Here is a 23208-nt window from a genome sequence, read left to right as displayed (position 1 = left end):
GCTCCTTAAGCCAGCACGCCGGTCTGGCGCATGGCCTGACGCAGCGGTTCGTGGCAGCGCGGGCTGAGCCAGGTCAGGGGCAGGCGGATGCCCTCTGGAATCAGCCCCATTTCGTGCAGGGCGAACTTGACCGGGATGGGGTTGGATTCGATGAACAGCGCCTTGTGCAGCGGCATCAGGCGATCATTGATGGCGCGTGCGGCGGCGGCTTCGCCGCGCATGGCGGCGGCGCACAGGTCGCTCATGGCGCGCGGGGCGACGTTGGCGGTCACCGAGATGTTGCCCTTGCCACCCATCAGCATCAGCTCGACGGCGGTGGCGTCGTCGCCGGAGTAGACGAGGAAGTCCTTGCCGACGCGGTCCAGTACTTCCTTGCCGCGCTGCAGGTCGCCAGTGGCTTCCTTGATGCCGATGATGTTCGGCACCTTGGACAGGCGCTCGACGGTCTCGGGCAGCATGTCGCAGGCGGTGCGGCCGGGCACGTTGTAGAGGATCTGCGGAATGGCCACGGCTTCGGCGATGTGGCGGAAGTGCTGGTACAGGCCTTCCTGGGTCGGCTTGTTGTAGTACGGGGTCACCAGCAGGCAGGCATCGGCGCCGCCGGACTTGGCGGCCTCGGTCAGCTCGACGGCTTCGCGGGTGGAGTTGGCGCCGGTGCCGGCGATGACCGGGATGCGGCCGTTGACCTGATCGACCACGCGACGAATCACGTCCAGGTGTTCGCTGACGTCCAGAGTGGCCGATTCACCAGTGGTGCCGACCGCTACGATGGCGTTGGTGCCTTCCTGCAGGTGGAAATCCACCAGCTTCGCGAGGCTGTCCCAATCCAGTCGACCCTGAGCATCGAAGGGGGTGACCAGCGCCACCATACTGCCCGCAATCATGCAACCGCTCCTGCCGGAAAAATAAAGCCGTAATGGTACTGTCGCCACCGGCCACGCACAAGGTGACGCAGCGACCCGCGAGCGGCCAGTCATTCCCCTCATCGGCGCTTTTCGCTACCCTTTCTTCTTTGTCGATGCGGCCCGCTTGGCCGCCACTCCCAGGAAAGCTGCATGTCCGCCTCTCACCCTCGTGAACAATTCCTTCTGATCAGTGCTCTGGGCCCGAACCCGATGGAACTGACCAGCGTGCTTTGCCGCACCTGCATCGACAACCGTTGCTCGGTCGTCAGCAGTCGCCTGACTCGTCACGGCGAGTTCAGTGCGCTGGTTCTGCAGGTTTCCGGCAGCTGGGACGCCCTGGCCCGCCTGGAAGGGGGTCTGTCGCCGCTGGCCAAACGCCACGGTTTCACCCTCAGCGTTACCCGCAGCAATGTCCACGTCACCCGCGCCCAGGCCCTGCCGTATGTGGTCTACGTCAGTGCCGTATATCGACCGGACATCCTCAATGAGCTGTGCCAGTTCTTCAGCGATCACAACATCGAGCTGGAGAACCTCACCTGCGACACCTACCAGGCGCCGCACACCAACACCAGCATGCTCAACGCTACTATCACCGTGACCCTGCCGGCCGGCACCCAGATCAGTTGGCTGCGCGATCAGTTCCTCGATTTCGCCGATGCACTGAACCTGGACGCGCTGATCGAACCCTGGCGCCCGCAACATCCGTAAGGATGCTCTCGAGGAGAAAATCCGCATGGCCGTCGAACTGAACAAGCCCGTCGCCGATTTCCAGGCGCCAGCCACCAGCGGCGTCGACTTTCGCCTGTCCGAACTCAAGGGCAAGCAGGTCGTCCTGTATTTCTACCCCAAGGACAGCACGCCCGGCTGTACCACCGAAGGCCAGGGCTTCCGCGACAGGATCGAGGACTTCGCCAAAGCCAACACCCTGGTGTTTGGCGTATCTCGCGACGGCATCAAGTCCCACGAGAACTTCAAGGCCAAGCAGTGCTTCCCCTTCGAGCTGATCAGCGACAAGGACGAAGCCGTCTGCCAACTGTTCGACGTGATCAAGCTGAAGAAGCTCTACGGCAAGGAATACCTGGGTGTGGACCGCAGCACCTTCCTGATCGACACCAAGGGCGTGCTGCGCCAGGAATGGCGAGGCGTGAAGGTGCCCGGCCACGTCGACGCCGTGCTCGCCGCGGCTCAGGAACTGAACAACTGAGCCAGAGCTGAATTACTCCCCTGAAAGGCCGCTGATCAGCGGCCTTTTTCCTTTCGTTTGTCCCGCCCTGAATAAGGTGTCCCGTCCAGAACAACGTCACATCAGCGGGCTGACTTGCGGCTCCGGCGCCGGTTGGCGTGGCCAGGCATCCAGCACCGCCTTCACCAGGGTTGCCAGCGGAATGGCGAAGAACACGCCCCAGAAGCCCCACAGCCCGCCGAACAGCAGTACCGCACAGATGATCGCCACCGGGTGCAGGTTCACCGCCTCGGAGAACAGCAGCGGCACCAGCACGTTGCCATCCAGCGCCTGGATGATCGCGTGGGCGGCCATCAGGTAGATGAACTGGTCGCTCCAGCCCCACTGGAACAGCGCGATCATCGCCACCGGCACGGTGACCACGACGGCGCCGATGTAGGGCACCACCACCGACAGACCGACCAGCAGCGCGAGCAACGCCGCATAGTTCAGCCCCAGCACCGCGAAGGCGATGTAGGTCGTCACGCCGGTGATGAATATCTCGATGACCTTGCCACGAATGTAATTGGCAATCTGCTGGTTCATCTCGTTCCACACCTGCTTCATCAGCCCGCGCTCGCGGGGCAGATAGCGGCGGAACCAGTGATAGAAGCGACGGCGATCCTTGAGGAAGAAGAACACCAGGATCGGCACCAGCACCAGGTAGATCATGATGTTGACCACCACCGGCAGGCCCGACAGTGAGAAGGTCAACGCCCACTGGCCGAGCTGGCCCAACTCGCTGCGAGCCGCCTCGACAGTACGCAGCACCTGCTCCTCTGTGACCATGTCCGGGTAGCGCTCGGGCAGCATCAGCAGGGTCGCCTGCCATTCACCGAGCATGCCGGGCAGCTCGTTGAACAGGGTGAACAACTGCTTCCACAGCAGTGGCACCAGCACCAGCAGGAACACCGCAAGCAGGCCGAGGAACAGCGAATACACCAGCCATACGGCGAACAGGTGCGGCACGCGCAGGCGCTCCAGCACGCCAACCATTCCCTGAATGAGGAAGGCAATCACCATCGCTGCCAGCACCGGCGCGAGCATCCCGCCGAAAGTAAGGATGACGGTAAAGCCCAGACCAAGAATGACCGCCAGCACTATCGCCTCCTCGTCGGAGAAATAGCGCTGCATCCAGTCCTGTAAAACCTTGAGCATCAACAAAACCTGCGAAACGAAAGGGGCAACATCTCGGTCACCCGGGATCAGGGGCTACTTCTTGCGCAGCCAGTAGCGATAGACACCGGCTTCGACCTCTTCGTGGAGCAGCGAGTGCCCGGCAAGATCGGCGAAAACTCGGAAGTCGCGCTGTGAACCGGCGTCGGTGGCGATCACTTTGAGCACCGCTCCGCTTGGAAGACGGTTCAGCTCGAGCTTGGCCTTGAGCAGCGGCAACGGACAATTGAGACCGCTGGCATCCAGCTCCGCGTCACAGGCGGGGATGGACGGCGTAGATTCGGACATCGAAACGAACTCCGGTCAGGGCGCCCAAGAATACCGAAAGCGTTGGAAAAGTAACCAGGTCCGTCCGAGACCGCGTTCAATAATCAAGCCGTCAGCGCCAGGGTTAAAAAGGGCGGCAAAGCGCAAAATACCCATTTCGAATTGCGCCGCACTTCCGCCCTGCAAACTAGGCATAGGCGATAACGTGCGGCTAAAGTAGAGCCTTTCTCGGAACGAGCCTCGTGTACATGAAAGTACTCCGCCCTGCCCTGCTGTCGCTTGCTGTCGCCCTTGCCACGCCAGCCCTGGCGGACGACCTTCCTTCCCTGGGGGACGCCAGCTCGTCCATTGTGTCCCCGGAGCAGGAATTCCAGCTCGGCCGTGCCTGGCTGAGCATGCTGCGCAACCAGGTCGACACGCTCAACGATCCGCAACTCAAGGACTTCGTCGAGTCCAGCGTCTACCGTCTGGCCGAATCCAGCGAACTGCAGGACCACCGCCTGGCCTTCATCCTGATCCGCGACAAACAGATCAACGCCTTTGCCGCACCCGGCGGCGTGGTCGGCGTGAACGGCGGCCTGTTCATCTATGCCCAGACCGAAGGCGAATACATCGCGGTGCTGGCGCACGAACTCGGTCATTTGAGCCAACGCCACTTCGCCCGCGGCATCGAGGCGCAGCAACGCATGCAGGTCCCGGTGATGGCCGCCATGCTCGCCGGCATCATCGCCGCCGCGGCAGGCGCCGGTGACGCCGGCATCGCCGCGATCGCCGGCACCCAGGCCGCGGCCATCCAGAACCAGCTGCGCTTCTCCCGGCAGAACGAGCAGGAAGCCGACCGCGTCGGCGTCGCCACCATGGTCCGTGCCGGCTATGACCCGCGCTCCATGCCCAACATGTTCGAGCGCCTGGCCCGCCAGTACCGTTACGAGGGCAAGCCGCCGGAATTTTTGCTGACTCACCCGGTGACCGAATCGCGTATCGCCGACACCCGCAACCGCGCTGAGCAGTACCCCAAGGGCGGCAAGGAAGACTCGCTGCGCTACGAGCTGATGCGCGCCCGGGTCCAGCAGATGTTCGAAGACACGCCCGGCATGGCCAGCAAGCAATTCCGCGCGCAGCTCGACGAAGACCCGAAAAACGATGCCGCACGCTATGGCCTGGCGCTTTCGCAGACCAAGATCGGCCAGCTCAACGAGGCACGCAGCAATCTCCAGCAACTGCTGGCCAAAGCTCCCAACGACATCAGCTACAACCTGGCGATGGCCGACGTGGACATCACTGCCAACAAGCTGCCCGACGCCCAGGCGCGGGTGCAGAAGATGCTCGGCCAGTACCCGGACAGCTACCCCCTGATCCAGGCCAATGCCGACCTGATGATGAAGACCAATCGCGCCGCAGACGCCGAGAAGACGCTGTTCAAGCTCTCCCAGCGCCGCCCACTGGACCCGGACGTATGGAACCGCCTGGCCGACGCCTGCACCCTGAGCGGCAACGCCATCGGCGTGTACCAGGCCCGCGCGGAGTACTACGCACTCACCGGCGACTACAAGCAGGCCATCGAGCAGCTGGACTTCGCCAAGCGTCGCGCTGGCGGCAACTTCACCCTGGCCGCACGCCTGGATGCCCGCCAGCAGGAGTTCCGCGAACAGGAGCGCATCCTCAAGGAAATGATGGGCCGCTAGACCTTCCAGCCGCCCATGAAAAAGCCCGGCATCTGCCGGGCTTTTTCATTCGTACGGTCGCATCAGGCATTGCCCGCCAGCTTCAGCTTCGCCGCCTGGGTGAAGTCGAGCATGCGCTTGAGCGGCTTGATCGCCTTGGGAATCAGCGCCGGGTCGACGAAGATTTCGCCCGAGCCTTCCTTCAGGCACGCCAGGGTGCGCTCCAGGGTGTTCATGGCCATCCACGGGCAGTGCGCACAGCTGCGGCACGCAGCGCCGTTGCCGGCGGTGGGCGCTTCGATGAACTCCTTGTCCGGACACAACTGCTGCATCTTGTAGAAGATGCCGCGGTCGGTAGCGACGATGAAGCGCTTGTTCGGCAGCGTCTGCGCGGCCTTGATCAACTGACTGGTGGAGCCCACGGCATCGGCCAGGTCCACCACCGCCTCCGGCGACTCCGGGTGCACCAGGATCGCGGCGTCCGGATAGATCGCCTTGAGGTCTTCCAGCTGCTTGGCCTTGAACTCCTCGTGGACGATACAGGCACCGTCCCAGAGCAACATGTCAGCGCCAGTCTCGCGCTGGATGTAACGTCCCAGGTGCTGGTCCGGCGCCCAGAGAATCGGCTCGCCGTTGTCCATCAAGTGCTCGACGATTTCCACCGCACAGCTGGAGGTCACCACCCAGTCGGCGCGTGCCTTAACGGCGGCCGAGGTGTTCGCGTAAACCACCACGGTGCGCTCGGGATGCTTGTCACAGAAAGCGGAGAATTCTTCCACCGGGCAACCCAGGTCCAGCGAGCAGGTTGCCTCCAGGGTCGGCATCAGCACGCGCTTTTCCGGGTTGAGGATTTTCGCGGTCTCGCCCATGAAGCGAACACCGGCGACCACTACGGTCTGCGCCGAATGCTGGTTGCCGAAGCGAGCCATTTCCAGCGAATCGGATACGCAGCCGCCGGTCTCTTCGGCCAGCGCCTGGATCACCGGGTCGCAGTAGTAGTGCGCGACGAGCACGGCGTTCTGCGCCTTAAGCTCGGCGGCGATGGCCGCACGGTAGTCGGCCTCTTCCTGCGCACTCAGCACCCGCGGCTGCTTCGCCGCCAGATGGGCCTGGACCAGCAGGCGTTCGGAAATCTGGGACATCGTATGGAAACCCTCATCAGGCACGGTCTGATTATGCCGGCGATTTTATCACCACCGTCCTACGACGCGATGCGCCATGGATGCCCATACGGCGGACTTTTTCCGGCACATGGCAAAAGCCCCGTGACCTTTCGATCACGGGGCTTTTGTCTTACATGTTGGTGGGTCGTGTGGGATTCGAACCTACGACCAATTGGTTAAAAGCCAACTGCTCTACCGACTGAGCTAACGACCCAACGTGGGGCGTATAATACTGATTTCTAACGCAAAAACAACACCCTTCGAAAACTTTTTTCAAAAATACCGCGTTGGGTCGGAAATTCCAGCGGCGGAAAAGCCCTCGGAACGCAGTCGGCAGCTATCGCATTTACCACACGCACGCCCCTCATCATCGGCTTGGTAGCAAGACACCGTCAGGCTGTAATCCACACCCTGGGCAATGCCCGCCTCGATGATCTGAGCCTTGGAGAGGAACTGCAGCGGCGCCTGAATACGGAAACTGTCGCCCTCCACACCCGCCTTGGTCGCCAGGTTGGCCATGCGCTCGAAGGCCTCGACGAACTCAGGGCGGCAATCCGGGTAGCCGGAATAATCCACGGCATTCACACCGATGAAGATGTCTCGCGCGCCCAACACCTCCGCCCAGCCCAGGGCGAGCGAGAGGAACACGGTATTGCGTGCCGGCACGTAGGTCACCGGGATACCTTCACTGGGCGCTTCCGGCACATCGATGCTGCTGTCAGTCAGGGCCGAGCCGCCGATGCCATTCAGGTTCAGCCCGATCACCTTGTGCTCGCTCACGCCCTGCTGACGTGCCACGCGCTCGGCGGCCTGCAGTTCGGCACGATGACGCTGGCCGTAGTCGAAGCTCATGGTGTAGCAGTCGTAGCCCTTGGCCTTGGCCATGGCGACCACAGTCGCAGAGTCCAGGCCGCCGGAGAGCAGGATCACGGCCTTCTTGTCGTTCACGGTTTTCTTATCGGACATAAACAGGGGCTCCTCCGCGCTCAGTGGCCCGGCTCGTCATTCCAGAGAATCTTGTGCAATTGCAGCTGCAGGCGCACCGGCAGGTTATCGCTGACGATCCAGTCGGCAAGCGCGCGCGCATCCACCTCACGGTGACTGGGCGAGAACAACACCTCGCCGGCTCGTTGCTCCAGGCGGTACTCGATCAGCTTGGATACAGCCCAGTCATAGTCCTCGCGAGAGCAGATGACGAATTTCACCTGATCGTTAGAGGTCAGCTCGCCGATGTTCTCGTAGCGATTGCGCGCCACCTCCCCGGAACCGGGAGTCTTCAGGTCGAGAACTCGGCTGACGCGGCGATCGGTGGCGGAGATATCCAGCGCGCCACTGGTTTCCAGCGAAACCTCATAGCCGACATCGCACAGGCGCCCAAGCAGCGGGATGCAGTTGGGCTGGGCCAGCGGCTCGCCGCCGGTCACGCAGACGTAGCGTGGCCGGTACTGGGCAACCTGATCGAGGATGGTGTCGAGCGTCTGGATCTCGCCGCCACTGAAGGCGTAGGCGGTATCGCAGTAGTTGCAGCGCAGGGGACAGCCGGTCAGGCGTACGAACACGGTCGGCAAGCCGAAGGTGCGCGTTTCCCCCTGCAACGAGTAGAAAATCTCGGTAATGCGCAGGGTCTGTTGCATATCAGCCACGGGCGTGACGGCTATACAGACCATCCGCCTCCGTTGCGTTGGAGTCGTGGGCGCGCTCGCTGGGCGCCCGGAAAGCCCGGAACGCAGCAGACATCAGCCGAGCTGAAACCACTGACACCTTCCGGGGGCGGGAATTCTAACGAAAAAAACCCGCGACAAGCGCGGGTTTTCAGAACGGTGGCGCGGAGCCTTACTTGAGGTTCTTCAGGTCGCGCTGGGACAGCTGGGCGGCGGAAGAACCCGGGTACTGGGCTACGACCTGCTGCAGGATGCCGCGAGCCTTGTCGGTATTGCCCAGGCGGCGCTCGACGTCGGCGAGCTTGTACAGCGAGTCCGGCACCTTGGCGCTGCTCGGATAAGCCTGGCTGACACGGGCAAAGGCCTGGCCAGCGCCCTGCAGATCGCCCTTGGCGAGGTTCACCTCACCCAGCCAGTACTGCGCGTTGCCAGCGTACTGGCTGCTCGGGTACTTGCGCAGGAAGGCACCGAAGGCCTGGCTGGCCTTGTCGAAGTCCTTGGCCTTGATCAGGTCGAAGGCGGCGTCGTAGTACAGCTTCTCTTTTGCCGGATCACCCGGCTCACTGCTGGCGGCGGGCTGCTGTTGCTGGGCGGCGGCAACGCCTGCTCCAGCGGCAGCTCCGGCACTGGCGCCGGCAGCGGGGGAATTGGATTGAACTGCAGCACCGGCCGCTCCTGCACCTGCACCGCTGGAAAGGCGGCTGTCGATGTCCTGGAAGCGCTCCTGGTTTTCCTGCTTCATTTGCTGGATCTGGTTCTGCTGCTCTTCAAGCATGCCGCGCAGACGGGACAGTTCGTCCTGCATCTGCTGCAGCTGCATGAACAGCTGAGCCTGACCGGAGACGGGCGTATTCATCCCGCCTCCGGCGTAGGCGCCATCTGCGCCTGCGGTGCCATAACCCGAGGGCGGTGCGCTGGCATAGCCACCATTACCGTCCTGTACCGGAACCGCGGCTGCCGCCAGGAGGGGCAGTCCGCATGCGATCAAGGTCAGAAAACGCAGGCGCATTGGCATCAGGTCTTACTTCTTCAGCTCAACGCGACGGTTCTGGGCCCAGGACTGCTCGTCATGGCCAGTAGCGATCGGACGCTCTTTGCCGTAGGAAACCAGTTCCAGCTGAGCCGGGGAAACGCCCTGCAGTACCAGGTAGCGCTGAACGGCCTTGGCGCGACGCTCGCCCAGAGCCATGTTGTACTCGCGGGTACCGCGCTCGTCAGTGTGGCCTTCCAGGACTACGCGCTGGCCGGAACCTTTCAGGTCCTTGGCGTGTACGTCGAGGGCGCGCATGGCTTCCGGCTTCAGGTCGGAGCTGTCGTACTCGAAGTAGAAAGTGGTGATAGCACGCAGAGCGGCTTCGTCGCTCAGGGAGCCGTCAACGGCACCGCTGTTGGCGCCGTAGCCAGCGTTCGGATCAACGCCGCCATTGGCGCCTTCACCAGTAGCATCGCCTTTCTTGGACGAACAGCCTACGGCAACAGCCATGGCGAGGGCGATAACGGCAAATTTGCCGAATTTCAGCATTTCCATCATGTAACTCCTAATGAACCCCAGTGTATAAATTTGAAACAGTTGGCAACCGTCAGTTCAGGTAAGGGGACCAGGAAGGCTCGCGCACGTCGCCTTGAGCGGTGGGTAGCGGTAACCGAACACGTCCGTTGATGCTCACGAGCATCAACACGCCCCGGTCCTGCTGGCGGGTGGCATATATTAGCATCGTGCCATTTGGCGCAACAGTGGGCGAATCATCCAGGTTAGTGTTGGAAAGTACCCGGAGATTACCGCGCTGAAGGTCCTGCGCCGCGATCTGGAAGTTGGTGAAACCGTCCTGGCGGTGAACCATGACCAGGGTCTTCTCGTCCGCCGAGAGTTTCGGGTTGGCGTTGTAGTTGCCGATGAAGGTCACGCGGTCGGTAGCGCCCGAGTTCACGTTCATCTTGTAGATCTGCGGCTTGCCACCACGATCCGAGGTGAAGTACAGGGTCGAACCATCCGCGCCCCAGAAGGGCTCGGTGTCGATCGCCGAATTGTTGGTCAGGCGACGCAGCTGGCGGCTGCCCAGGTCCATCACGTAGATTTCCGGGTTGCCATCGCGCGACAGCACGAAGGCCAGACGATTGCCGTCCGGCGAGAAAGCCGGAGCGCCATTGAGGCCTTCGAAGCTGGAGATCTGCTCGCGGCGGCCAGTGTCGACGTACTGCATGAAGATGCGCGGACGCTTCTGCTCGAACGATACATAGGCAATGCGACGGCCATCGGGCGAGAAGCGTGGCGAGAGGATCGGCTCGCGCGATTGCAGCAGGGTCACCGGGCGGGCACCGTCATAGTCGGAGCGCTGCAGGGTATAGCGGGTGTTATCCACCGAGAAGCGCTCTGCAGTCACGTAAAGCAGCCGGGTGGAGAACGCACCCTTGATACCGGTGAGCTTCTCGAACGACTGGTCGGCGATGTAGTGCGACATGTCGCGCAATTGGTCGGTGGTGCCGCCCACGCTGCCGGTCATGATCTGCTGCTGGGTCGCCACGTTGAGCAGGGCATACTGGATCTGCAAGCGACCGCCGCTGGGCACGATATTGCCGACCAGCACGTACTGCGCGCCGAGGGCCTGCCAATCGCGGTAGATCACTTCGCTGGCCTGAGCCGGCTGGCTGATCATGTTCTGGCGCGGAATCGGTTCGAAGTAACCGGAGTTGCGCAGGTCGTTGCCAATGATGTTCGACATGTCTTCGGGCAGGACGTTGCCGCCCTGCCAGCCGAACGGAACCACGGCGATCGGGACGGCCGAGTCACGACCGCTGGAGATCACCAGCGGGTCGGCGGCCTGCGCTGCGCCGGCCACCAGGGCCAGGGCGAAGAGCGCAAAGCGAATCAGGGTACTCACAGATCTAAATCCTCCGGTTTGAAGACCATTCGGCGCTGACGATACAGGCTATCGAAAGTGGCGCGATCCAGATTTTGCAGTTCGGGAATACGGCCCACATTCTTGACCGCGGCCACCGCCGAATCGTCGAACGGTTTGTCGCCACTGGAGCGGGTCACGCTCACGTTGGTGATGGCCCCGCTCGGCAGCATCTGAATCAGCACTTCTACGCTCATTCCGTTACGAGCTGAAGGAGGACGGTTCCACTGCTGGCTCACCAGGCTGACGATCAGATCGTCGAAGTTACCCGCCACCTCATTACCTTGCTCGTCGGCCAGGGCCTGTTGCCGCTGCGTGTCGTCCGACAGCAGTTCAGCCAGGGCCTGGGCCTTCTTGTCTTCCTGCGCCTTGCGAGCTGCGGCGGCGGCTGAAGCGGCAGCCTTCTTCTTCGCAGCGGCGACCGCGGCAGCCTTCTTCTTGGCATCATCCGCGGCGGCTTTTTTCTTCGCGTCCTCGGCGGCCTTCTTCTTGGCTTCCTCGGCAGCTTTCTTCTTTGCCTCGTCGGCGGCCTCTTTCTTGGCCTCTTCTTCGGCTTTCTTCTTGGCGATGTCCGCCTGCTGTTTCTGCTCGGCAGCCTTGGCCTCAGCCGCTTTCTTGGCGGCTGCAGCGGCATCGGCCGCCTTCTTGGCGTCGTCCGCCTTCTTGGCGTCAGCGGCCTTCTCAGCGGCATCAGCAGCCTTTTGAGCCGCGTCGGCCTTCTTTTGTTCCTCGGCTTTCGCAGCAGCCAATGCCTGCTGCTCAGCCTTCTTCTGCTCGAGCTGCTCCTGCTCGTATTGCCGCGACGAGGTTTTCTTCGCCTCGCCGGCTATCTTCTGGTTGGTCTGCTGGGTCGCCTGGCTCTTGGACTTCAGCTGGTACAGGGTGGCCTGGACGATCGGCCGCGAAGGCGGCAGTTCAGGCGTACTGGCCCAACTGACGAACAGCATGGCGAAAATCAGGACATGCAGGGCCACGGCCAGCACCGTCGGCCAGAAGTAGCCTTCCGATTGAGAGCGCTCGAGCTGGTGCATCAATTACCTGGCGCCTCGGTAATCAGACCGACGTTGCCAACCCCGGCTTTCTGCAGGCCGCCCATGACAGCCATGACCGAGCCATAGTCGACAGCCTTGTCACCCCGGACAAAAACCTGGACTTTCTTACCTTGGCGGCTGTTCTCGGCCATGATGCCGGTGGCAGCGTTGACCAGTTGATCGAGCTCCACGGCAGTCTGGCTGCTCTTGCCCTGATCCGGGTCCACTTCCGAGCCCATGTTCCAGTAGTAGGTCTTGTCGGCCTTGATGGAGATGGTGAGCACGCGGGAGTCGTTATCCTGCGGCAGCGCTTCGCTGGAAACCTTGGGCAGGTCGACCTTGACCCCCTGGTTGAGCATCGGCGCGGTCACCATGAAAATGACCAGCAGCACCAACATCACGTCGATGTAGGGCACCACGTTCATTTCCGCGACCGGCTTGCGCTTGTGACGAACTCTTGCCATGACGGCTTACCTCTTGGTCGTCGATCAATCGTCGCTGGTGTGCACTTTGCGGTGCAGGATGGCCTGGAACTCGTCGGCGAAGGTGTAGTAACGGCCGATGAGCATTTCCGAGCGAGCGGCGAAACGGTTGTAGGCGATGACCGCGGGGATGGCCGCGAACAGGCCGATGGCGGTGGCGATCAGTGCTTCGGCAATGCCCGGCGCCACGGTGGCGAGGGTGGCCTGCTGCACAGTGGCCAGGCCACGGAAGGAGTTCATGATGCCCCACACGGTACCGAACAGACCGATGTACGGGCTGGTGGAACCGACGGTGGCGAGGAATGGCAGGCTGGTTTCCAGCTTCTCTTCCTCACGGGAAATGGCAACGCGCATGGCGCGGGAAACGCCCTCCATCACCGCATCCGGGTCAACGCCGGCCTGCTGGCGCAGACGGGAGAATTCCTTGAAGCCGGCACGGAAGATCTGCTCGACCCCCGAATCCGGATCGGGGTTGCTGCCCGCCTGACGATAGAGCTTGGACAGGTCGATGCCCGACCAGAAGCGCTCTTCGAAGGAATCCAGGGCCTTCTTCGCCGAGCGCATCATGTTGCTGCGCTGGAAAATCATGATCCAGGAAGTGACCGATGCGGCCACCAGGGTCAGCATCACCAGCTGTACCACGACGCTGGCGTTACTGATCAAGCTCCACATGGAAGTATGGTCGACGACGTTCGGTTCCACGTTAATCTCCTGCTGAAAGGGTGTCCGGACTGCCGGCAAATGCCGCACGCAACACATCTGGGATAGCGCGGGGTTTCAAGGTGTCCGCCCGCACGCACGCCACCAGGAATCGCCCCTCGCAGAGCAAGGTCGAATCCGACGCCCGTCGAACCTGTTGACGAAACTTCAGGCTCGCACGGTTCAACTCCTCCACTTCGGCGCTGACGAGCAGTTCGTCATCCAGGCGGGCCGGCGCGTGATAGCGCGCCTCGGCCGAATGAACGACGAAAAGCAGGTTCTCTTCCGCCAACTGCGACTGGGCGAAGCCCAGATCACGCAGCCGCTCGGTACGAGCCCGCTCCATGAACTTGAGGTAGTTGACGTAGTAGACGATGCCGCCGGCGTCGGTGTCCTCGAAATAGACCCGATACCGCTGTTGGAACGGCTGACCCCCGTGTTGCGCGCGCATACTCTAAAACCAAGTCCTGGCTTTGCCAATCGGCAATCGCCTACAAATGCAATTAATTACCATCTTCAGGGGCGAACAGATCCGGTGTCGCCGCCTCCCCCATCCGCTTCGGCACATTCAGGCCGAAATGCAGGTACGCATGCCGGGTCACTACACGTCCCCGAGGTGTGCGCATGATATAGCCTTGCTGGATCAGATAGGGCTCCAGCACGTCTTCAATCGTGTGCCTTTCTTCGCTGATCGCCGCCGCCAGGTTGTCGATGCCCACCGGACCACCGTCGAACTTGTCGATCATGGTCAACAGCAGGCGGCGATCCTGGTGATCGAAGCCTCTTTCGTCAACGTCCAGCAGGTTCAGCGCCTTGTCGGCAATGTCGCTGCTGATATGCCCGGTGCCTCGCACTTCGGCGAAATCCCGTACCCGCCGCAGCAGTCGGTTGGCGATCCGCGGCGTACCGCGCGCGCGCCGAGCGATCTCGTAGGCGCCTGCCGGTTCGATTTCCAGACCGAGGATGCCCGCCGAACGGGCGACGATGCTGGACAGGTCGTCGACACCATAGAACTCAAGACGCTGGACGATACCGAAGCGGTCCCGCAACGGGTTGGTCAGCATGCCGGCGCGCGTCGTCGCCCCCACCAGGGTAAAGGGCGGCAGGTCGAGCTTGATCGAGCGCGCCGCCGGGCCTTCGCCGATCATGATGTCCAGCTGGAAGTCTTCCATCGCCGGGTACAGCACTTCTTCGACGATCGGTGACAGGCGATGGATCTCGTCCACGAACAGCACATCGTTGGGCTCAAGGTTGGTCAGCAGCGCCGCCAGATCGCCAGGGCGCTCCAGCACCGGGCCGGAAGTACTCTTGATCGAGACGCCCATTTCCTGGGCGATGATGTTCGCCAGGGTGGTCTTGCCCAGGCCGGGCGGGCCGAAAATCAACGTGTGATCGAGGGCCTCCTGGCGCCCACGGGCCGCCTGGATGAACAGCTCCATCTGCTCACGCACCACGGGCTGACCGACGTAGTCGGCCAGCCTCAGCGGGCGGATGGCGCGGTCGAGCTGCTCTTCGCGGTCGCGACCGGTTACAGAGGAGATCAGGCGATCGGCTTCGATCATCGATGGCTACCTAGACCATGCCCTTGAGGGCACGGCGGATGAGTTCTTCGCTGGATAAGCCTTCCTCCTGCACGGCAGCCACGGCGCGGCTTGCCTCCTGGGGCTTGAAGCCCAGGGCAATCAGCGCGCTGACCGCATCGGATTCGGCGCTTGAGACTGCACCAACCAGCCGGGGTTCCACGACCAACGGTGCAATGGAAGGAATATTCTCCCACGCCTTGAAGCGATCTTTCAGCTCCACCAGCAGACGCTCGGCGGTCTTCTTGCCCACCCCGGGAATCTTCACCAGGGTGGAAGTATCCTGAGCCTGCACGCAACGCACCAGTTCATCGACCTCCAGGCCCGACATCAACGCCAGGGCCAGCTTCGGTCCTACGCCATTGAGGCGGATCAGCTCACGGAACAGTTCACGCTCGCGCTTCTCGGCGAAGCCATAGAGCAGATGAGCATCCTCTCGCACCACCAGATGGGTGTGCAGGGTCACCGGCTCGCCCAGGCTCGGCAGGCGATACAGAGTGGTCATCGGTACTTCGAGCTCATAACCCACGCCATTCACGTCAACAATCAGGTGCGGCGGTTGCTTTTCCGCCAGGGTGCCACGCAGGCGTCCAATCACAGGTGTTTGTCCTTGCTCATTAGGTTTCCGGATGTCACAGGCGCAACCTGCCGCCACGACGGCGGGCACCAACCAGTCCGTGCGGCACCAGGCTCTGCCGGGTGTGCGCGTGGCACAGGGCGATGGCCAGAGCATCGGAGGCGTCGATCTGCGGCTTCTGCGTAAGCTTGAGCAGGTGCATGACCATCATCTGGACCTGCTGCTTGTCCGCGCCGCCAGTCCCGGCAATCGCCTGCTTGACCTGGCTGGCGGTGTACTCGGCAATCTGCAGCCCCTCTTCCGCCGCCGCGACTATAGCCGCGCCACGCGCCTGCCCCAGCTTCAGCGCCGAATCAGCGTTGCGCGCCATGAACACCTGCTCGATACCCATCATGGTCGGCTGGTAGGTCTGGATGACCTCGCGCACGCCACGAAAGACGATCTGAAGGCGCTCGAACAGCTCGCCGTTGCCGGTACGGATGCAGCCCGAAGCCACGTACTCGCAGCCACGGCCGGTGTCGCGCACTACGCCGAAGCCGGTAATTCGTGAACCTGGATCGATGCCGAGAATCAGGGTCATGTCCGTCCGATCAAACCTTGTCCTGCACTTCAGATAACAAAAACCGGAAGCGGGAGGCGCCGCTGACGACCACTCCCGCTTCCGGCTTCAGTACATCGCCGGTGGTGGGATCAGCCCAGCTGGGCCATCACCTCGTCCGGGATGTCCGCATTGGAGTACACGTTCTGCACGTCGTCCAGGTCTTCGAGCATGTCGATCAGCTTGAGGACCTTCTGCGCGGTGTCCAGATCCAGGGTCGCAGTGGTCGACGGGATCATGGTGATCTCCGCGTCATCACCCTTGAACCCAGCTTCAGTCAGCGCTTCATTGACCGAGATGAAATCGGCGAAGGTGGTGAAGACGTCGATGGAACCATCGTCGTTGACCACCACATCGTCGGCGCCGGCTTCCAGCGCGGCATCCATCAGGGCCTCTTCGCTGACGCCCGGCGCATAGCTGATCTGGCCCTTGCGCTCGAACATGTAGGCCACCGAACCATCGGTGCCCAGGTTGCCGCCGCACTTGCTGAAGGCATGACGCACTTCGGCCGCGGTACGGTTGCGGTTGTCGGTCATGGCCTCGACGATGATCGCCACGCCGCTGGGCGCGTAACCTTCGTAGGTCAGCTCGGCCATGTTGTCGGCTTCGCTGGAACCCACGCCGCGCTGGATGGCGCGATCGATGGTGTCGCGGGTCATGTTGGAGGTCAGCGCCTTGTCCACGGCCAGGCGCAGACGCGGGTTGTCCGCTGGGATCCCACCGCCCTGCTTGGCAGCGACCGTCAGCTCACGAATGAGCTTGGTGAAGATCTTGCCCTTCTTGGCGTCCTGACGTTCCTTGCGGTGCTTGATGTTGGCCCATTTGGAATGACCAGCCATAACTCACTCCGTATCGCTTGTTTTCCGCAAGCGACGCCCGGATGCGGACGCCGCTTCAATTTGAATCGACTTACTCGGCGGCCTTCTGCTGCTCGCGCAGACGGATGTGCAGCTCGCGCAGTGCCTTGCCGTCCACGGTGCCCGGAGCCTGGGTCATGACATCGCCAGCGCTCTGGGTTTTCGGGAAGGCGATGACTTCGCGGATCGAGGCCGCGCCGGTCATCAGCATCACCAGACGATCCAGACCGAAGGCCAGGCCGCCGTGCGGCGGTGCACCGTACTTGAGCGCGTCGAGGAGGAAGCCGAACTTCTCTTCCTGCTCCGCATCATCGATGCCCAGCACGCGGAACACCGCCTGCTGCATGGACTTGTCGTGGATACGGATGGAGCCGCCACCCAGCTCGGTGCCGTTGAGCACCATGTCGTAGGCGCGGGACAGCTTGTCGGCCGGGCTGGCCTCCAGCTCTTCCGGGCTGCACTTGGGCGCGGTGAACGGGTGGTGCAGCGAAGTCAGGCTGCCGTCATCGTTCTCTTCGAACATCGGGAAGTCCACGACCCACATCGGCGCCCACTCCTTGGTGAGCAGATTGAGGTCATGGCCGACCTTGATACGCAGCGCGCCCAGGGCGTCGCAGACGATCTTGGCCTTGTCGGCACCGAAGAACACGATGTCGCCATCGACCGCGCCAACGCGATCGAGGATCTCGTTCAGGTTCGGCTCGGCGATGTTCTTCACGATCGGCGACTGCAGGCCTTCCACGCCCTTGGCGCGTTCGTTGACCTTGATGTAGGCCAGGCCCTTGGCGCCGTAGATGCCGACGAATTTGGTGTAGTCGTCGATCTGCTTGCGCGGCATGCTCGCTCCGCCCGGAACGCGCAGGGCGGCAACGCGGCCTTTCGGATCGTTGGCCGGACCGGAGAAGACCTTGAACTCGACGTCCTTGAGCTGATCAGCCACGTCGACCAGTTCCAGCGGGATGCGCAGGTCAGGCTTGTCCGAACCGTAGCGGCGCATGGCCTCGGAGAACGGCATGTGCGGGAACTCGTCGAACTCGACGTTCAGCACTTCCTTGAACAGCTGGCGCACCATCTTCTCGGTGATCTCGATGATGTCGCTTTCTTCGAGGAAGCTGGTCTCGATGTCGATCTGGGTGAATTCCGGCTGGCGGTCGGCACGCAGGTCCTCGTCGCGGAAGCACTTGGCAATCTGGTAGTAGCGGTCGAAGCCGGCCACCATCAGCAGCTGCTTGAACAGCTGGGGCGACTGCGGCAGGGCGAAGAAGTGACCCGGGTAGGTACGGCTCGGCACCAGGTAGTCACGCGCGCCTTCCGGAGTCGGTCGACCGAGGATCGGGGTTTCCACGTCGAGGAAGCCGTTGTCGTCCAGATAGCGGCGGATGCTGCTGGTGATGCGCGCGCGCAGCTTCAGCTTGGCAGCCATCTCCGGGCGACGCAGGTCGATGAAGCGGTAGCGCAGGCGGGTTTCCTCGCCCACGTCGGAGTATTCGTCCAGCGGGAACGGCGGGGTCTCGGCCTGGTTCAGCACTTCCAGCTCGTAACCCAGCACTTCGATGGCGCCGGAAGCCATGTTCGAGTTACGCGCACCTTCAGGGCGCAGGCGCACCTTGCCGGTGATCTTCACCACGTACTCGCTGCGCACGCGGTCGGCCTTGGCGAAGGTCTCGACGCGATCCGGGTCGAACACGACCTGGGCCAGGCCCTCGCGATCACGCACGTCGAGGAAGATCACCCCGCCGTGGTCGCGGCGGCGATGAACCCAACCGCAAAGAGTGACTTCCTGGCCGTCCAGGCTCTCGTTCAACTGGCCGCAATAGTGGCTGCGCATCATGGTGTGTTTCGCTTCTCGAAAGTCTTGAATTCTAGGGAACCGCTCATTCGCTGGCGGAGCAGCCGCCACCACCGCAACCGGTGGCCGGGCAGGCCGCAGAGGCGTCGCCGGAGGCGAGGTTCTTCTTCGCTCCGGTCTTGAAGTCGGTCTCGTACCAACCGCTGCCGCCCAGGCGGAAGCCCGGAGCCGACAACATCTTCTTCAATTCGGGAGCCTTGCAGGCCGGACAATCGACCAACGGCGCATCGCTGATTTTCTGGAGGGATTCCAGCTGATGCGCACAGGACTGGCACTGGTACTCGTAAATCGGCATGGGACACCTTGACTGATCACACGGCCACGGGCCCGCATCCCGCGGCAAAGATGCCGATTATAGCCTGAAAAATCCGCAGGTTGCAGCCAGGCACCGGCGACCGAAATGCCGGCTGGGCGCACAGCCCTCCGATAGATAACCTCAATCGATTGCTTTGATTTAGGCCAAGAGATTCGCGCCAATACGGGTGATAGCCTCCAATCCAACCCTTTCGAATCAGCCATGCCAACGATGAGGAGATCGCCATGGAAATCAACATTGGAATTGCCGAGCAGGATCGTGCCGCCATCGCTGAAGGCCTGTCCCGACTACTGGCCGACACCTACACGCTGTACCTGAAGACCCATAATTTCCACTGGAACGTTACCGGGCCGATGTTCAACACCCTGCACCTGATGTTCGAGGGGCAATACACCGAACTGGCGCTAGCCGTGGACAGCATCGCCGAGCGCATTCGTGCCCTGGGCTTCCCGGCGCCGGGCACCTACGCCGCCTATGCCCGCCTGTCGTCCATCCAGGAAGAGGGAGGCGTGCCGGATGCCCAGCAGATGATCCGCCTGCTGGTACAAGGCCAGGAGGCCGTGGTGCGCACCGCACGCAGCATCTTCCCACTGGCCGACAAGGTCGCCGACGAGCCAACAGCAGACCTGCTCACCCAGCGCATGCAAGTACACGAGAAGACCGCCTGGATGCTGCGCAGCCTACTCGCCGACTGATCCTTCCTTATATAAGGAAGCCTGCCCACGAGCGGGCTTCCCTCCCCTACGAATGGCCTAAGCGGTTGATTTGAGAAGGCAGGAGGTTTGCTGTTAAATACCTGCCGTGCGTTTCACGCATAGGCCGTCCGGCGCGCTTTCATTTTCTCATCCGGCGTCGCACTCAGGGACGGCTGCTTCTTTTTTCGTTTCCCGCTCAAGGTGAATCCGTAACCATGCTCAAGATCGTCCATCTCGTGACGGGCGTTGCCGCACTCGTACTCTCCCTTATCCCGAGCCTACGCAGCGATGCCCTGCCCTACCTGCAACAAAGCGATGCCATCTACCTGGCCCTGCTCGGCCTGACCAGCCTCCTGCTCGCTCCGGGCAGCCAGCTGAAACAACCTTCCGCCCTGCAAGGCCTGGCCACCGCCCTGGTGGTACTGGCCGTAGTCCTGCAGGCGCTGATCCTGCTCGCCCCGCTACCCTTCATCGGCGAACAGCCGGCCATCGTGCTGCCGCTGCTGAGCCTCGCCGGCGCAGTCGTGCTGCAGTGGGCCGCCAGCCTGAACCCGGCACGTCCCCACACGCCGATGGAAACTTTCGCCGGGGAAAACCGCGAAACCGGCACTGTAAAGTGGTTCAACACCTCCAAGGGTTTTGGCTTCATCTCCCGCGACTCCGGCGAGGACATCTTCGTCCATTTCCGCGCCATTCGCGGTGAGGGCCACCGCATCCTGATCGAAGGCCAACGCGTTGAGTTCTCGGTCATTCAGCGCGACAAAGGCCTGCAGGCGGAGGATGTGATAGCCGCCCTGCCCAACCGCCGCTGAACGCCACCCCCATGAAAAAGCCCGCCGATTGGCGGGCTTTTTCATGCAGGCAATCAATAGTGCGGCGGCGGAGCATCGTCTTCCGACACGCCAACCTGACCCTGCAGATCCTCCAGGCGCCGGAGCAGCACCTGCATCTGCAGGCGCAGACGCTCGATCACCCGCTCTTGCTCATAGACCACGTCGCTCAGGGTCTGCAACGCGTCATCCTGGAAAGCCAGCCGGCTTTCCAGATCCATCACTCGAGTCTCCAGATCCATCAGTCACTCCTGGCTGAAGCGAAAACCATCACCCAGCGCCATGCGCAACTTCTCGCGCACCCGCGCCAGCTCCTCGCCCGTATAAGGAACGGCCGGATGCCTGCCCCAGACCGGGCCCGGCCAGGCGACATCGTCCCTTTTACGCACGATCACATGTACGTGAAGCTGACTAACGACGTTCCCGAGGTTAGCCACGTTCATCTTGTCGGCATCGAAAGTATCCTTGAGCACTTCCGCCAACTGAGTCGCTTCCCGCCATAGCTGCTGCTGGTCAGCGGAGTCCAACTGGAAGATTTCACTGACGTCCTCGCGACGCGGCACCAGGATGAGCCAGGGGTACTGCGAGTCGTTCATCAGCAGCAGACTGCTCAGCGGGAAATCACCCACCGCGACGGTATCCTGCTTGAGCCGGGTATCCAGGGCGAACATAAGACCTCTCCTGTTCGACGTGCCTTTATTTAAGCCTAGCTCCGCGAAGGAGCCGAAGGGCGCGAAGAATACTAGAGAGCCCTCCCGGCGAACATGCCCGACCGACGCCTCCTCCCGGAGCGCGTTCGCAAGCCCTCCGCACCACGACCGCGCATGACGCGAATTGGCACATCCCAACAATAGGCGCGTGCAGGAATCTGCACGGCAATCACAGCCATCAGCGGCGAAAAATCGTTTAAACAGCTACAACTACGGGATGCCGGAAAACGACACACGCGCTCGTTGATGTTGCAAATCGCCAACAGAAGCCGTGAAATGCGCCAACACGTCGCAAGACGGGCACTGTGAAAGCAGCTCCGAGCATTTGTGCACGGTTGTTGCTAGAGGCAAGGACATCGCACCGACGACCACCCCAACTGGAGAAGTGGGCGCGGAGGCGGGAGAACTTAAGAAGTGGTCAATGGAATAGAGAGCCACAGGAGCTGAAGTACCAATGAAGCAATCAGGGGGCAATCTCTTTTTGCAACATGAGAACTGCTTGAATGCGACATGCGTCATGCAGTTTTGCGACAGTCCCGTAAAGGTTTTGTGTGTTTATTTGGGCAACTATCGCCAACTGAACACGCGTGCTATAAGTTAGCGCCGACAAAAAGAATGAGCCGTCACCGCGGCACTGTGATGGCAGATAATTTCAAAACCAAAGGAGCAATCACAATGAAAGTGATGAAGTGGAGCGCCATCGCCCTGGCGGTATCTGCAGGCAGCACACAACTGGCAATGGCCGAACCCTTCGTAGGCAATCAGGCTGACGCCAAAGGCTTTGTCGAAGACAGCAGCCTGAACTTCCTGGTTCGCAACTACTACTTCAATCGCAGCAACACCGGCGGCAAGGTCGACGCCCGTGACTGGACCCAAGGCTTCTGGGCCAACTTCAACTCCGGCTTCACCCAAGGCACCGTTGGTTTCGGTGTTGACGCCTTCGGCTACCTGGGCCTGAAACTCGACGGCGGCAGTGGCTACGGCGGCACCGGCAACCTGCCGGTTCACGATGACGGCGACAAGGCCGATGATTTCGGCAAAGCCGGTGCAGCCGTCAAGGTCCGCATCTCCAAGACCGAGCTGAAATTCGGCGACATGCAGCCCACCGCACCGGTGTTCGCTGTAGGCGGCACCCGTCTGCTGCCGCAGACCGCCAGCGGCTTCAGCCTGATGAGCAGCGAAGTCGATGGCCTGGACCTGGAAGCAGGTCATTTCTACTCCGGTACCGGCCAGGACACCACCAACCGCGATGGTGAGATCTGGGCTACCTACGCTGTCGTGGCAGCCAACTCAGCCGACTTCGTAGGCGGCAAGTACGCCTTCAACGATCAGTTCTCCGCTTCGCTGTATGGCGCCAAGCTGGAAGACATGTGGGACCAGTACTACGTCAACCTGAACTACACCCTGCCGATCGCAGACAATCAGTCGCTGGGGCTGGACTTCAACTATTACAACACCCGCGACGAAGGCAAATCCGAGCTGGGCGACATCAGCAACAACACCTTCTCGCTGGCCGCTGCCTATACCATCAGCGCTCACACCTTCACTCTCGCCTACCAGGACGTCAACGGAGACACCCCGTTCGACTATATCGGCATCGGCGATAACAATGGCGGCGGTGACTCCATCTTTCTCGCCAACTCCATTCAGTACTCCGACTTCAACGGTCCGGGCGAAAAATCCTGGCAAGGCCGTTACGACCTGAACATGGCCGAGTACGGCGTTCCGGGCCTGACCTTCATGACCCGCTACATTTACGGTAAGGATATCGACGGCACCCACGCTGACGATACCGCCTACGCCGGCTTCTATGGCAAAGACGACAAAGAGCGCGAGACCAACGTCGAAGCCAAGTATGTTCTGCAAAGCGGCCCGGCCAAGGACCTGTCCTTCCGTATCCGTCAAGCTTGGCACCGTGGCGACGCCAGCACTGGTGGCAGCGTCGACGAGTTCCGCCTGATCGTCGACTACCCGCTGTCCGTTCTGTAATCCAGAACGACCTGCAGGTAACTAAAAAGCCCGGCTTCTG

27 protein-coding genes, 1 tRNA gene and 1 pseudogene are annotated in these 23208 nt (G+C 61.9%); 7 read left to right on the top strand and 22 right to left on the bottom strand.

All coding sequences use genetic code 11. The annotated features are described in order from the left end of the window. Positions 1-5: 5 nt before the first annotated feature. Positions 6-884 (bottom strand): 4-hydroxy-tetrahydrodipicolinate synthase, encoded by an 879-nt coding sequence (dapA, locus tag CTR55_RS08485; protein WP_296285467.1) that lies wholly within the window; start codon positions 882-884, stop codon positions 6-8. A gap of 171 nt (positions 885-1055) precedes the next feature. Between dapA and CTR55_RS08480 the strand changes: the two genes are divergently transcribed. Both CTR55_RS08480 and CTR55_RS08475 read left to right on the top strand, forming a co-directional pair. Next, positions 1056-1613: a glycine cleavage system protein R gene (locus tag CTR55_RS08480; protein ID WP_296285466.1), complete on the top strand. Its 558-nt coding sequence runs from the start codon at positions 1056-1058 to the stop codon at positions 1611-1613. A 25-nt stretch (positions 1614-1638) separates the two neighbouring features. Next, positions 1639-2109, top strand: a complete 471-nt coding sequence (locus CTR55_RS08475) for a peroxiredoxin (protein WP_296285465.1) — start codon at positions 1639-1641, stop codon at positions 2107-2109. Between the two features lie 96 nt (positions 2110-2205). Here CTR55_RS08475 and CTR55_RS08470 read toward each other — a convergent pair whose 3' ends face one another. Then, entirely contained in the window at positions 2206-3285 is a 1080-nt protein-coding gene (locus CTR55_RS08470) for an AI-2E family transporter (RefSeq protein ID WP_296285464.1), read from the bottom strand. A gap of 54 nt (positions 3286-3339) precedes the next feature. Then, a complete protein-coding gene (locus CTR55_RS08465; RefSeq protein ID WP_296285463.1) occupies positions 3340-3591 on the bottom strand; it encodes a sulfurtransferase TusA family protein in 252 nt (83 codons plus the stop codon). 227 nt (positions 3592-3818) lie between these two features. On the opposite strand from CTR55_RS08465, the gene CTR55_RS08460 reads away from it, so the two are divergent. Further along, a complete protein-coding gene (locus CTR55_RS08460) occupies positions 3819-5255 on the top strand; it encodes a M48 family metalloprotease (RefSeq protein ID WP_296285462.1) in 1437 nt (478 codons plus the stop codon). A gap of 62 nt (positions 5256-5317) precedes the next feature. On the opposite strand, the gene nadA is transcribed toward CTR55_RS08460, so the two are convergent. From nadA to CTR55_RS08375, 17 genes are all read right to left on the bottom strand, one after another. Beyond that, entirely contained in the window at positions 5318-6376 is a 1059-nt protein-coding gene (nadA, locus tag CTR55_RS08455; RefSeq protein WP_296285461.1) for a quinolinate synthase NadA, read from the bottom strand. Positions 6377-6535: 159 nt separating this feature from the next. Beyond that, positions 6536-6611 (bottom strand) — tRNA-Lys (locus CTR55_RS08450). 59 nt (positions 6612-6670) lie between these two features. Beyond that, on the bottom strand, positions 6671-7345 hold the full coding sequence (gene queC / locus CTR55_RS08445; RefSeq protein ID WP_296286496.1) for a 7-cyano-7-deazaguanine synthase QueC: 675 nt from the start codon (positions 7343-7345) through the stop codon (positions 6671-6673). Between the two features lie 38 nt (positions 7346-7383). Then, complete coding sequence (gene queE / locus CTR55_RS08440) at positions 7384-8031, bottom strand: 7-carboxy-7-deazaguanine synthase QueE (RefSeq protein ID WP_296285460.1); 648 nt, start codon at positions 8029-8031, stop codon at positions 7384-7386. A 199-nt stretch (positions 8032-8230) separates the two neighbouring features. After that, the gene (gene ybgF, locus CTR55_RS08435; protein ID WP_296285459.1) at positions 8231-9073 is read right to left on the bottom strand and encodes a tol-pal system protein YbgF; all 843 of its coding nucleotides are present in this window, start codon (positions 9071-9073) and stop codon (positions 8231-8233) included. Positions 9074-9079: 6 nt separating this feature from the next. Beyond that, positions 9080-9586, bottom strand: coding sequence for a peptidoglycan-associated lipoprotein Pal (gene pal, locus CTR55_RS08430; RefSeq protein WP_296285458.1), 507 nt, complete (start codon positions 9584-9586; stop codon positions 9080-9082). A gap of 52 nt (positions 9587-9638) precedes the next feature. Continuing rightward, positions 9639-10937: a Tol-Pal system beta propeller repeat protein TolB gene (gene tolB, locus CTR55_RS08425; RefSeq protein ID WP_296285457.1), complete on the bottom strand. Its 1299-nt coding sequence runs from the start codon at positions 10935-10937 to the stop codon at positions 9639-9641. Beyond that, positions 10934-11989 (bottom strand): cell envelope integrity protein TolA, encoded by a 1056-nt coding sequence (gene tolA / locus CTR55_RS08420; protein ID WP_296285456.1) that lies wholly within the window; start codon positions 11987-11989, stop codon positions 10934-10936. The genes tolB and tolA overlap by 4 nt, the downstream gene beginning before the upstream one ends. Continuing rightward, complete coding sequence (tolR, locus tag CTR55_RS08415) at positions 11986-12450, bottom strand: protein TolR (RefSeq protein WP_296285455.1); 465 nt, start codon at positions 12448-12450, stop codon at positions 11986-11988. Before tolR ends, tolA begins: the two co-directional genes overlap by 4 nt. Positions 12451-12474: 24 nt before the next feature. Further along, on the bottom strand, positions 12475-13170 hold the full coding sequence (gene tolQ / locus CTR55_RS08410; protein WP_296285454.1) for a protein TolQ: 696 nt from the start codon (positions 13168-13170) through the stop codon (positions 12475-12477). Position 13171: 1 nt separating this feature from the next. Beyond that, on the bottom strand, positions 13172-13618 hold the full coding sequence (ybgC, locus tag CTR55_RS08405) for a tol-pal system-associated acyl-CoA thioesterase (protein WP_296285453.1): 447 nt from the start codon (positions 13616-13618) through the stop codon (positions 13172-13174). A 52-nt stretch (positions 13619-13670) separates the two neighbouring features. Further along, positions 13671-14729, bottom strand: a complete 1059-nt coding sequence (gene ruvB, locus CTR55_RS08400) for a Holliday junction branch migration DNA helicase RuvB (RefSeq protein ID WP_296285452.1) — start codon at positions 14727-14729, stop codon at positions 13671-13673. A 10-nt stretch (positions 14730-14739) separates the two neighbouring features. Then, positions 14740-15345: a Holliday junction branch migration protein RuvA gene (gene ruvA, locus CTR55_RS08395; RefSeq protein ID WP_296285451.1), complete on the bottom strand. Its 606-nt coding sequence runs from the start codon at positions 15343-15345 to the stop codon at positions 14740-14742. 34 nt (positions 15346-15379) lie between these two features. Beyond that, the gene (gene ruvC, locus CTR55_RS08390; RefSeq protein ID WP_207885031.1) at positions 15380-15904 is read right to left on the bottom strand and encodes a crossover junction endodeoxyribonuclease RuvC; all 525 of its coding nucleotides are present in this window, start codon (positions 15902-15904) and stop codon (positions 15380-15382) included. A gap of 110 nt (positions 15905-16014) precedes the next feature. Then, on the bottom strand, positions 16015-16761 hold the full coding sequence (locus CTR55_RS08385; protein WP_296285450.1) for a YebC/PmpR family DNA-binding transcriptional regulator: 747 nt from the start codon (positions 16759-16761) through the stop codon (positions 16015-16017). Between the two features lie 70 nt (positions 16762-16831). Beyond that, complete coding sequence (gene aspS, locus CTR55_RS08380) at positions 16832-18610, bottom strand: aspartate--tRNA ligase (protein WP_296285449.1); 1779 nt, start codon at positions 18608-18610, stop codon at positions 16832-16834. Positions 18611-18653: 43 nt separating this feature from the next. Continuing rightward, positions 18654-18923: an FmdB family zinc ribbon protein gene (locus tag CTR55_RS08375; RefSeq protein ID WP_296285448.1), complete on the bottom strand. Its 270-nt coding sequence runs from the start codon at positions 18921-18923 to the stop codon at positions 18654-18656. 245 nt (positions 18924-19168) lie between these two features. Between CTR55_RS08375 and CTR55_RS08370 the strand changes: the two genes are divergently transcribed. The 3 genes and pseudogenes from CTR55_RS08370 (at position 19169) to CTR55_RS08360 (ending at position 20451) form a co-directional block, all read left to right on the top strand. Further along, positions 19169-19639, top strand: coding sequence for a Dps family protein (locus tag CTR55_RS08370; RefSeq protein ID WP_296285447.1), 471 nt, complete (start codon positions 19169-19171; stop codon positions 19637-19639). 215 nt (positions 19640-19854) lie between these two features. Continuing rightward, a pseudogene (locus CTR55_RS08365) lies at positions 19855-20166 on the top strand (cold shock domain-containing protein membrane protein); the annotation flags it as partial. 45 nt (positions 20167-20211) lie between these two features. Then, positions 20212-20451 (top strand): cold-shock protein, encoded by a 240-nt coding sequence (locus CTR55_RS08360; RefSeq protein WP_296286494.1) that lies wholly within the window; start codon positions 20212-20214, stop codon positions 20449-20451. A gap of 53 nt (positions 20452-20504) precedes the next feature. Here CTR55_RS08360 and CTR55_RS08355 read toward each other — a convergent pair whose 3' ends face one another. Both CTR55_RS08355 and CTR55_RS08350 read right to left on the bottom strand, forming a co-directional pair. Next, a complete protein-coding gene (locus CTR55_RS08355; RefSeq protein ID WP_296285446.1) occupies positions 20505-20711 on the bottom strand; it encodes a SlyX family protein in 207 nt (68 codons plus the stop codon). A 3-nt stretch (positions 20712-20714) separates the two neighbouring features. Beyond that, the gene (locus CTR55_RS08350) at positions 20715-21140 is read right to left on the bottom strand and encodes an HIT domain-containing protein (protein WP_296285445.1); all 426 of its coding nucleotides are present in this window, start codon (positions 21138-21140) and stop codon (positions 20715-20717) included. Between the two features lie 714 nt (positions 21141-21854). Here CTR55_RS08350 and CTR55_RS08345 point away from each other — a divergent pair. After that, positions 21855-23168, top strand: a complete 1314-nt coding sequence (locus CTR55_RS08345; protein WP_296285444.1) for an OprD family porin — start codon at positions 21855-21857, stop codon at positions 23166-23168. Positions 23169-23208 lie beyond the last annotated feature (40 nt).

The organism is Pseudomonas sp., from assembly GCF_002796985.1.
Lineage (GTDB): Bacteria > Pseudomonadota > Gammaproteobacteria > Pseudomonadales > Pseudomonadaceae > Pseudomonas.
Note: the sequence above shows the minus strand (reverse complement) of the source record. Positions and strands in the feature narration are given on the sequence as shown.

What these genes read in the sequence shown, in the direction of transcription:
- CTR55_RS08475 (WP_296285465.1), top strand. Translation starts at nt 1,639, where the DNA reads ATGGCCGTCGAACTGAACAAGCCCGTCGCCGATTTCCAGGCGCCAGCC.
- ybgC (WP_296285453.1), bottom strand. Translation starts at nt 13,618, where the DNA reads ATGCGCGCGCAACACGGGGGTCAGCCGTTCCAACAGCGGTATCGGGTC.
- pal (WP_296285458.1), bottom strand. Translation starts at nt 9,586, where the DNA reads ATGGAAATGCTGAAATTCGGCAAATTTGCCGTTATCGCCCTCGCCATG.
- CTR55_RS08355 (WP_296285446.1), bottom strand. Translation starts at nt 20,711, where the DNA reads ATGGATCTGGAGACTCGAGTGATGGATCTGGAAAGCCGGCTGGCTTTC.
- CTR55_RS08465 (WP_296285463.1), bottom strand. Translation starts at nt 3,591, where the DNA reads ATGTCCGAATCTACGCCGTCCATCCCCGCCTGTGACGCGGAGCTGGAT.
- aspS (WP_296285449.1), bottom strand. Translation starts at nt 18,610, where the DNA reads ATGATGCGCAGCCACTATTGCGGCCAGTTGAACGAGAGCCTGGACGGC.
- nadA (WP_296285461.1), bottom strand. Translation starts at nt 6,376, where the DNA reads ATGTCCCAGATTTCCGAACGCCTGCTGGTCCAGGCCCATCTGGCGGCG.
- queE (WP_296285460.1), bottom strand. Translation starts at nt 8,031, where the DNA reads ATGCAACAGACCCTGCGCATTACCGAGATTTTCTACTCGTTGCAGGGG.
- CTR55_RS08350 (WP_296285445.1), bottom strand. Translation starts at nt 21,140, where the DNA reads ATGTTCGCCCTGGATACCCGGCTCAAGCAGGATACCGTCGCGGTGGGT.
- CTR55_RS08375 (WP_296285448.1), bottom strand. Translation starts at nt 18,923, where the DNA reads ATGCCGATTTACGAGTACCAGTGCCAGTCCTGTGCGCATCAGCTGGAA.
- CTR55_RS08345 (WP_296285444.1), top strand. Translation starts at nt 21,855, where the DNA reads ATGAAAGTGATGAAGTGGAGCGCCATCGCCCTGGCGGTATCTGCAGGC.
- ybgF (WP_296285459.1), bottom strand. Translation starts at nt 9,073, where the DNA reads ATGCCAATGCGCCTGCGTTTTCTGACCTTGATCGCATGCGGACTGCCC.
- CTR55_RS08460 (WP_296285462.1), top strand. Translation starts at nt 3,819, where the DNA reads ATGAAAGTACTCCGCCCTGCCCTGCTGTCGCTTGCTGTCGCCCTTGCC.
- ruvC (WP_207885031.1), bottom strand. Translation starts at nt 15,904, where the DNA reads ATGACCCTGATTCTCGGCATCGATCCAGGTTCACGAATTACCGGCTTC.
- dapA (WP_296285467.1), bottom strand. Translation starts at nt 884, where the DNA reads ATGATTGCGGGCAGTATGGTGGCGCTGGTCACCCCCTTCGATGCTCAG.
- CTR55_RS08480 (WP_296285466.1), top strand. Translation starts at nt 1,056, where the DNA reads ATGTCCGCCTCTCACCCTCGTGAACAATTCCTTCTGATCAGTGCTCTG.
- ruvB (WP_296285452.1), bottom strand. Translation starts at nt 14,729, where the DNA reads ATGATCGAAGCCGATCGCCTGATCTCCTCTGTAACCGGTCGCGACCGC.
- CTR55_RS08360 (WP_296286494.1), top strand. Translation starts at nt 20,212, where the DNA reads ATGGAAACTTTCGCCGGGGAAAACCGCGAAACCGGCACTGTAAAGTGG.
- CTR55_RS08470 (WP_296285464.1), bottom strand. Translation starts at nt 3,285, where the DNA reads ATGCTCAAGGTTTTACAGGACTGGATGCAGCGCTATTTCTCCGACGAG.
- CTR55_RS08385 (WP_296285450.1), bottom strand. Translation starts at nt 16,761, where the DNA reads ATGGCTGGTCATTCCAAATGGGCCAACATCAAGCACCGCAAGGAACGT.
- CTR55_RS08370 (WP_296285447.1), top strand. Translation starts at nt 19,169, where the DNA reads ATGGAAATCAACATTGGAATTGCCGAGCAGGATCGTGCCGCCATCGCT.
- tolR (WP_296285455.1), bottom strand. Translation starts at nt 12,450, where the DNA reads ATGGCAAGAGTTCGTCACAAGCGCAAGCCGGTCGCGGAAATGAACGTG.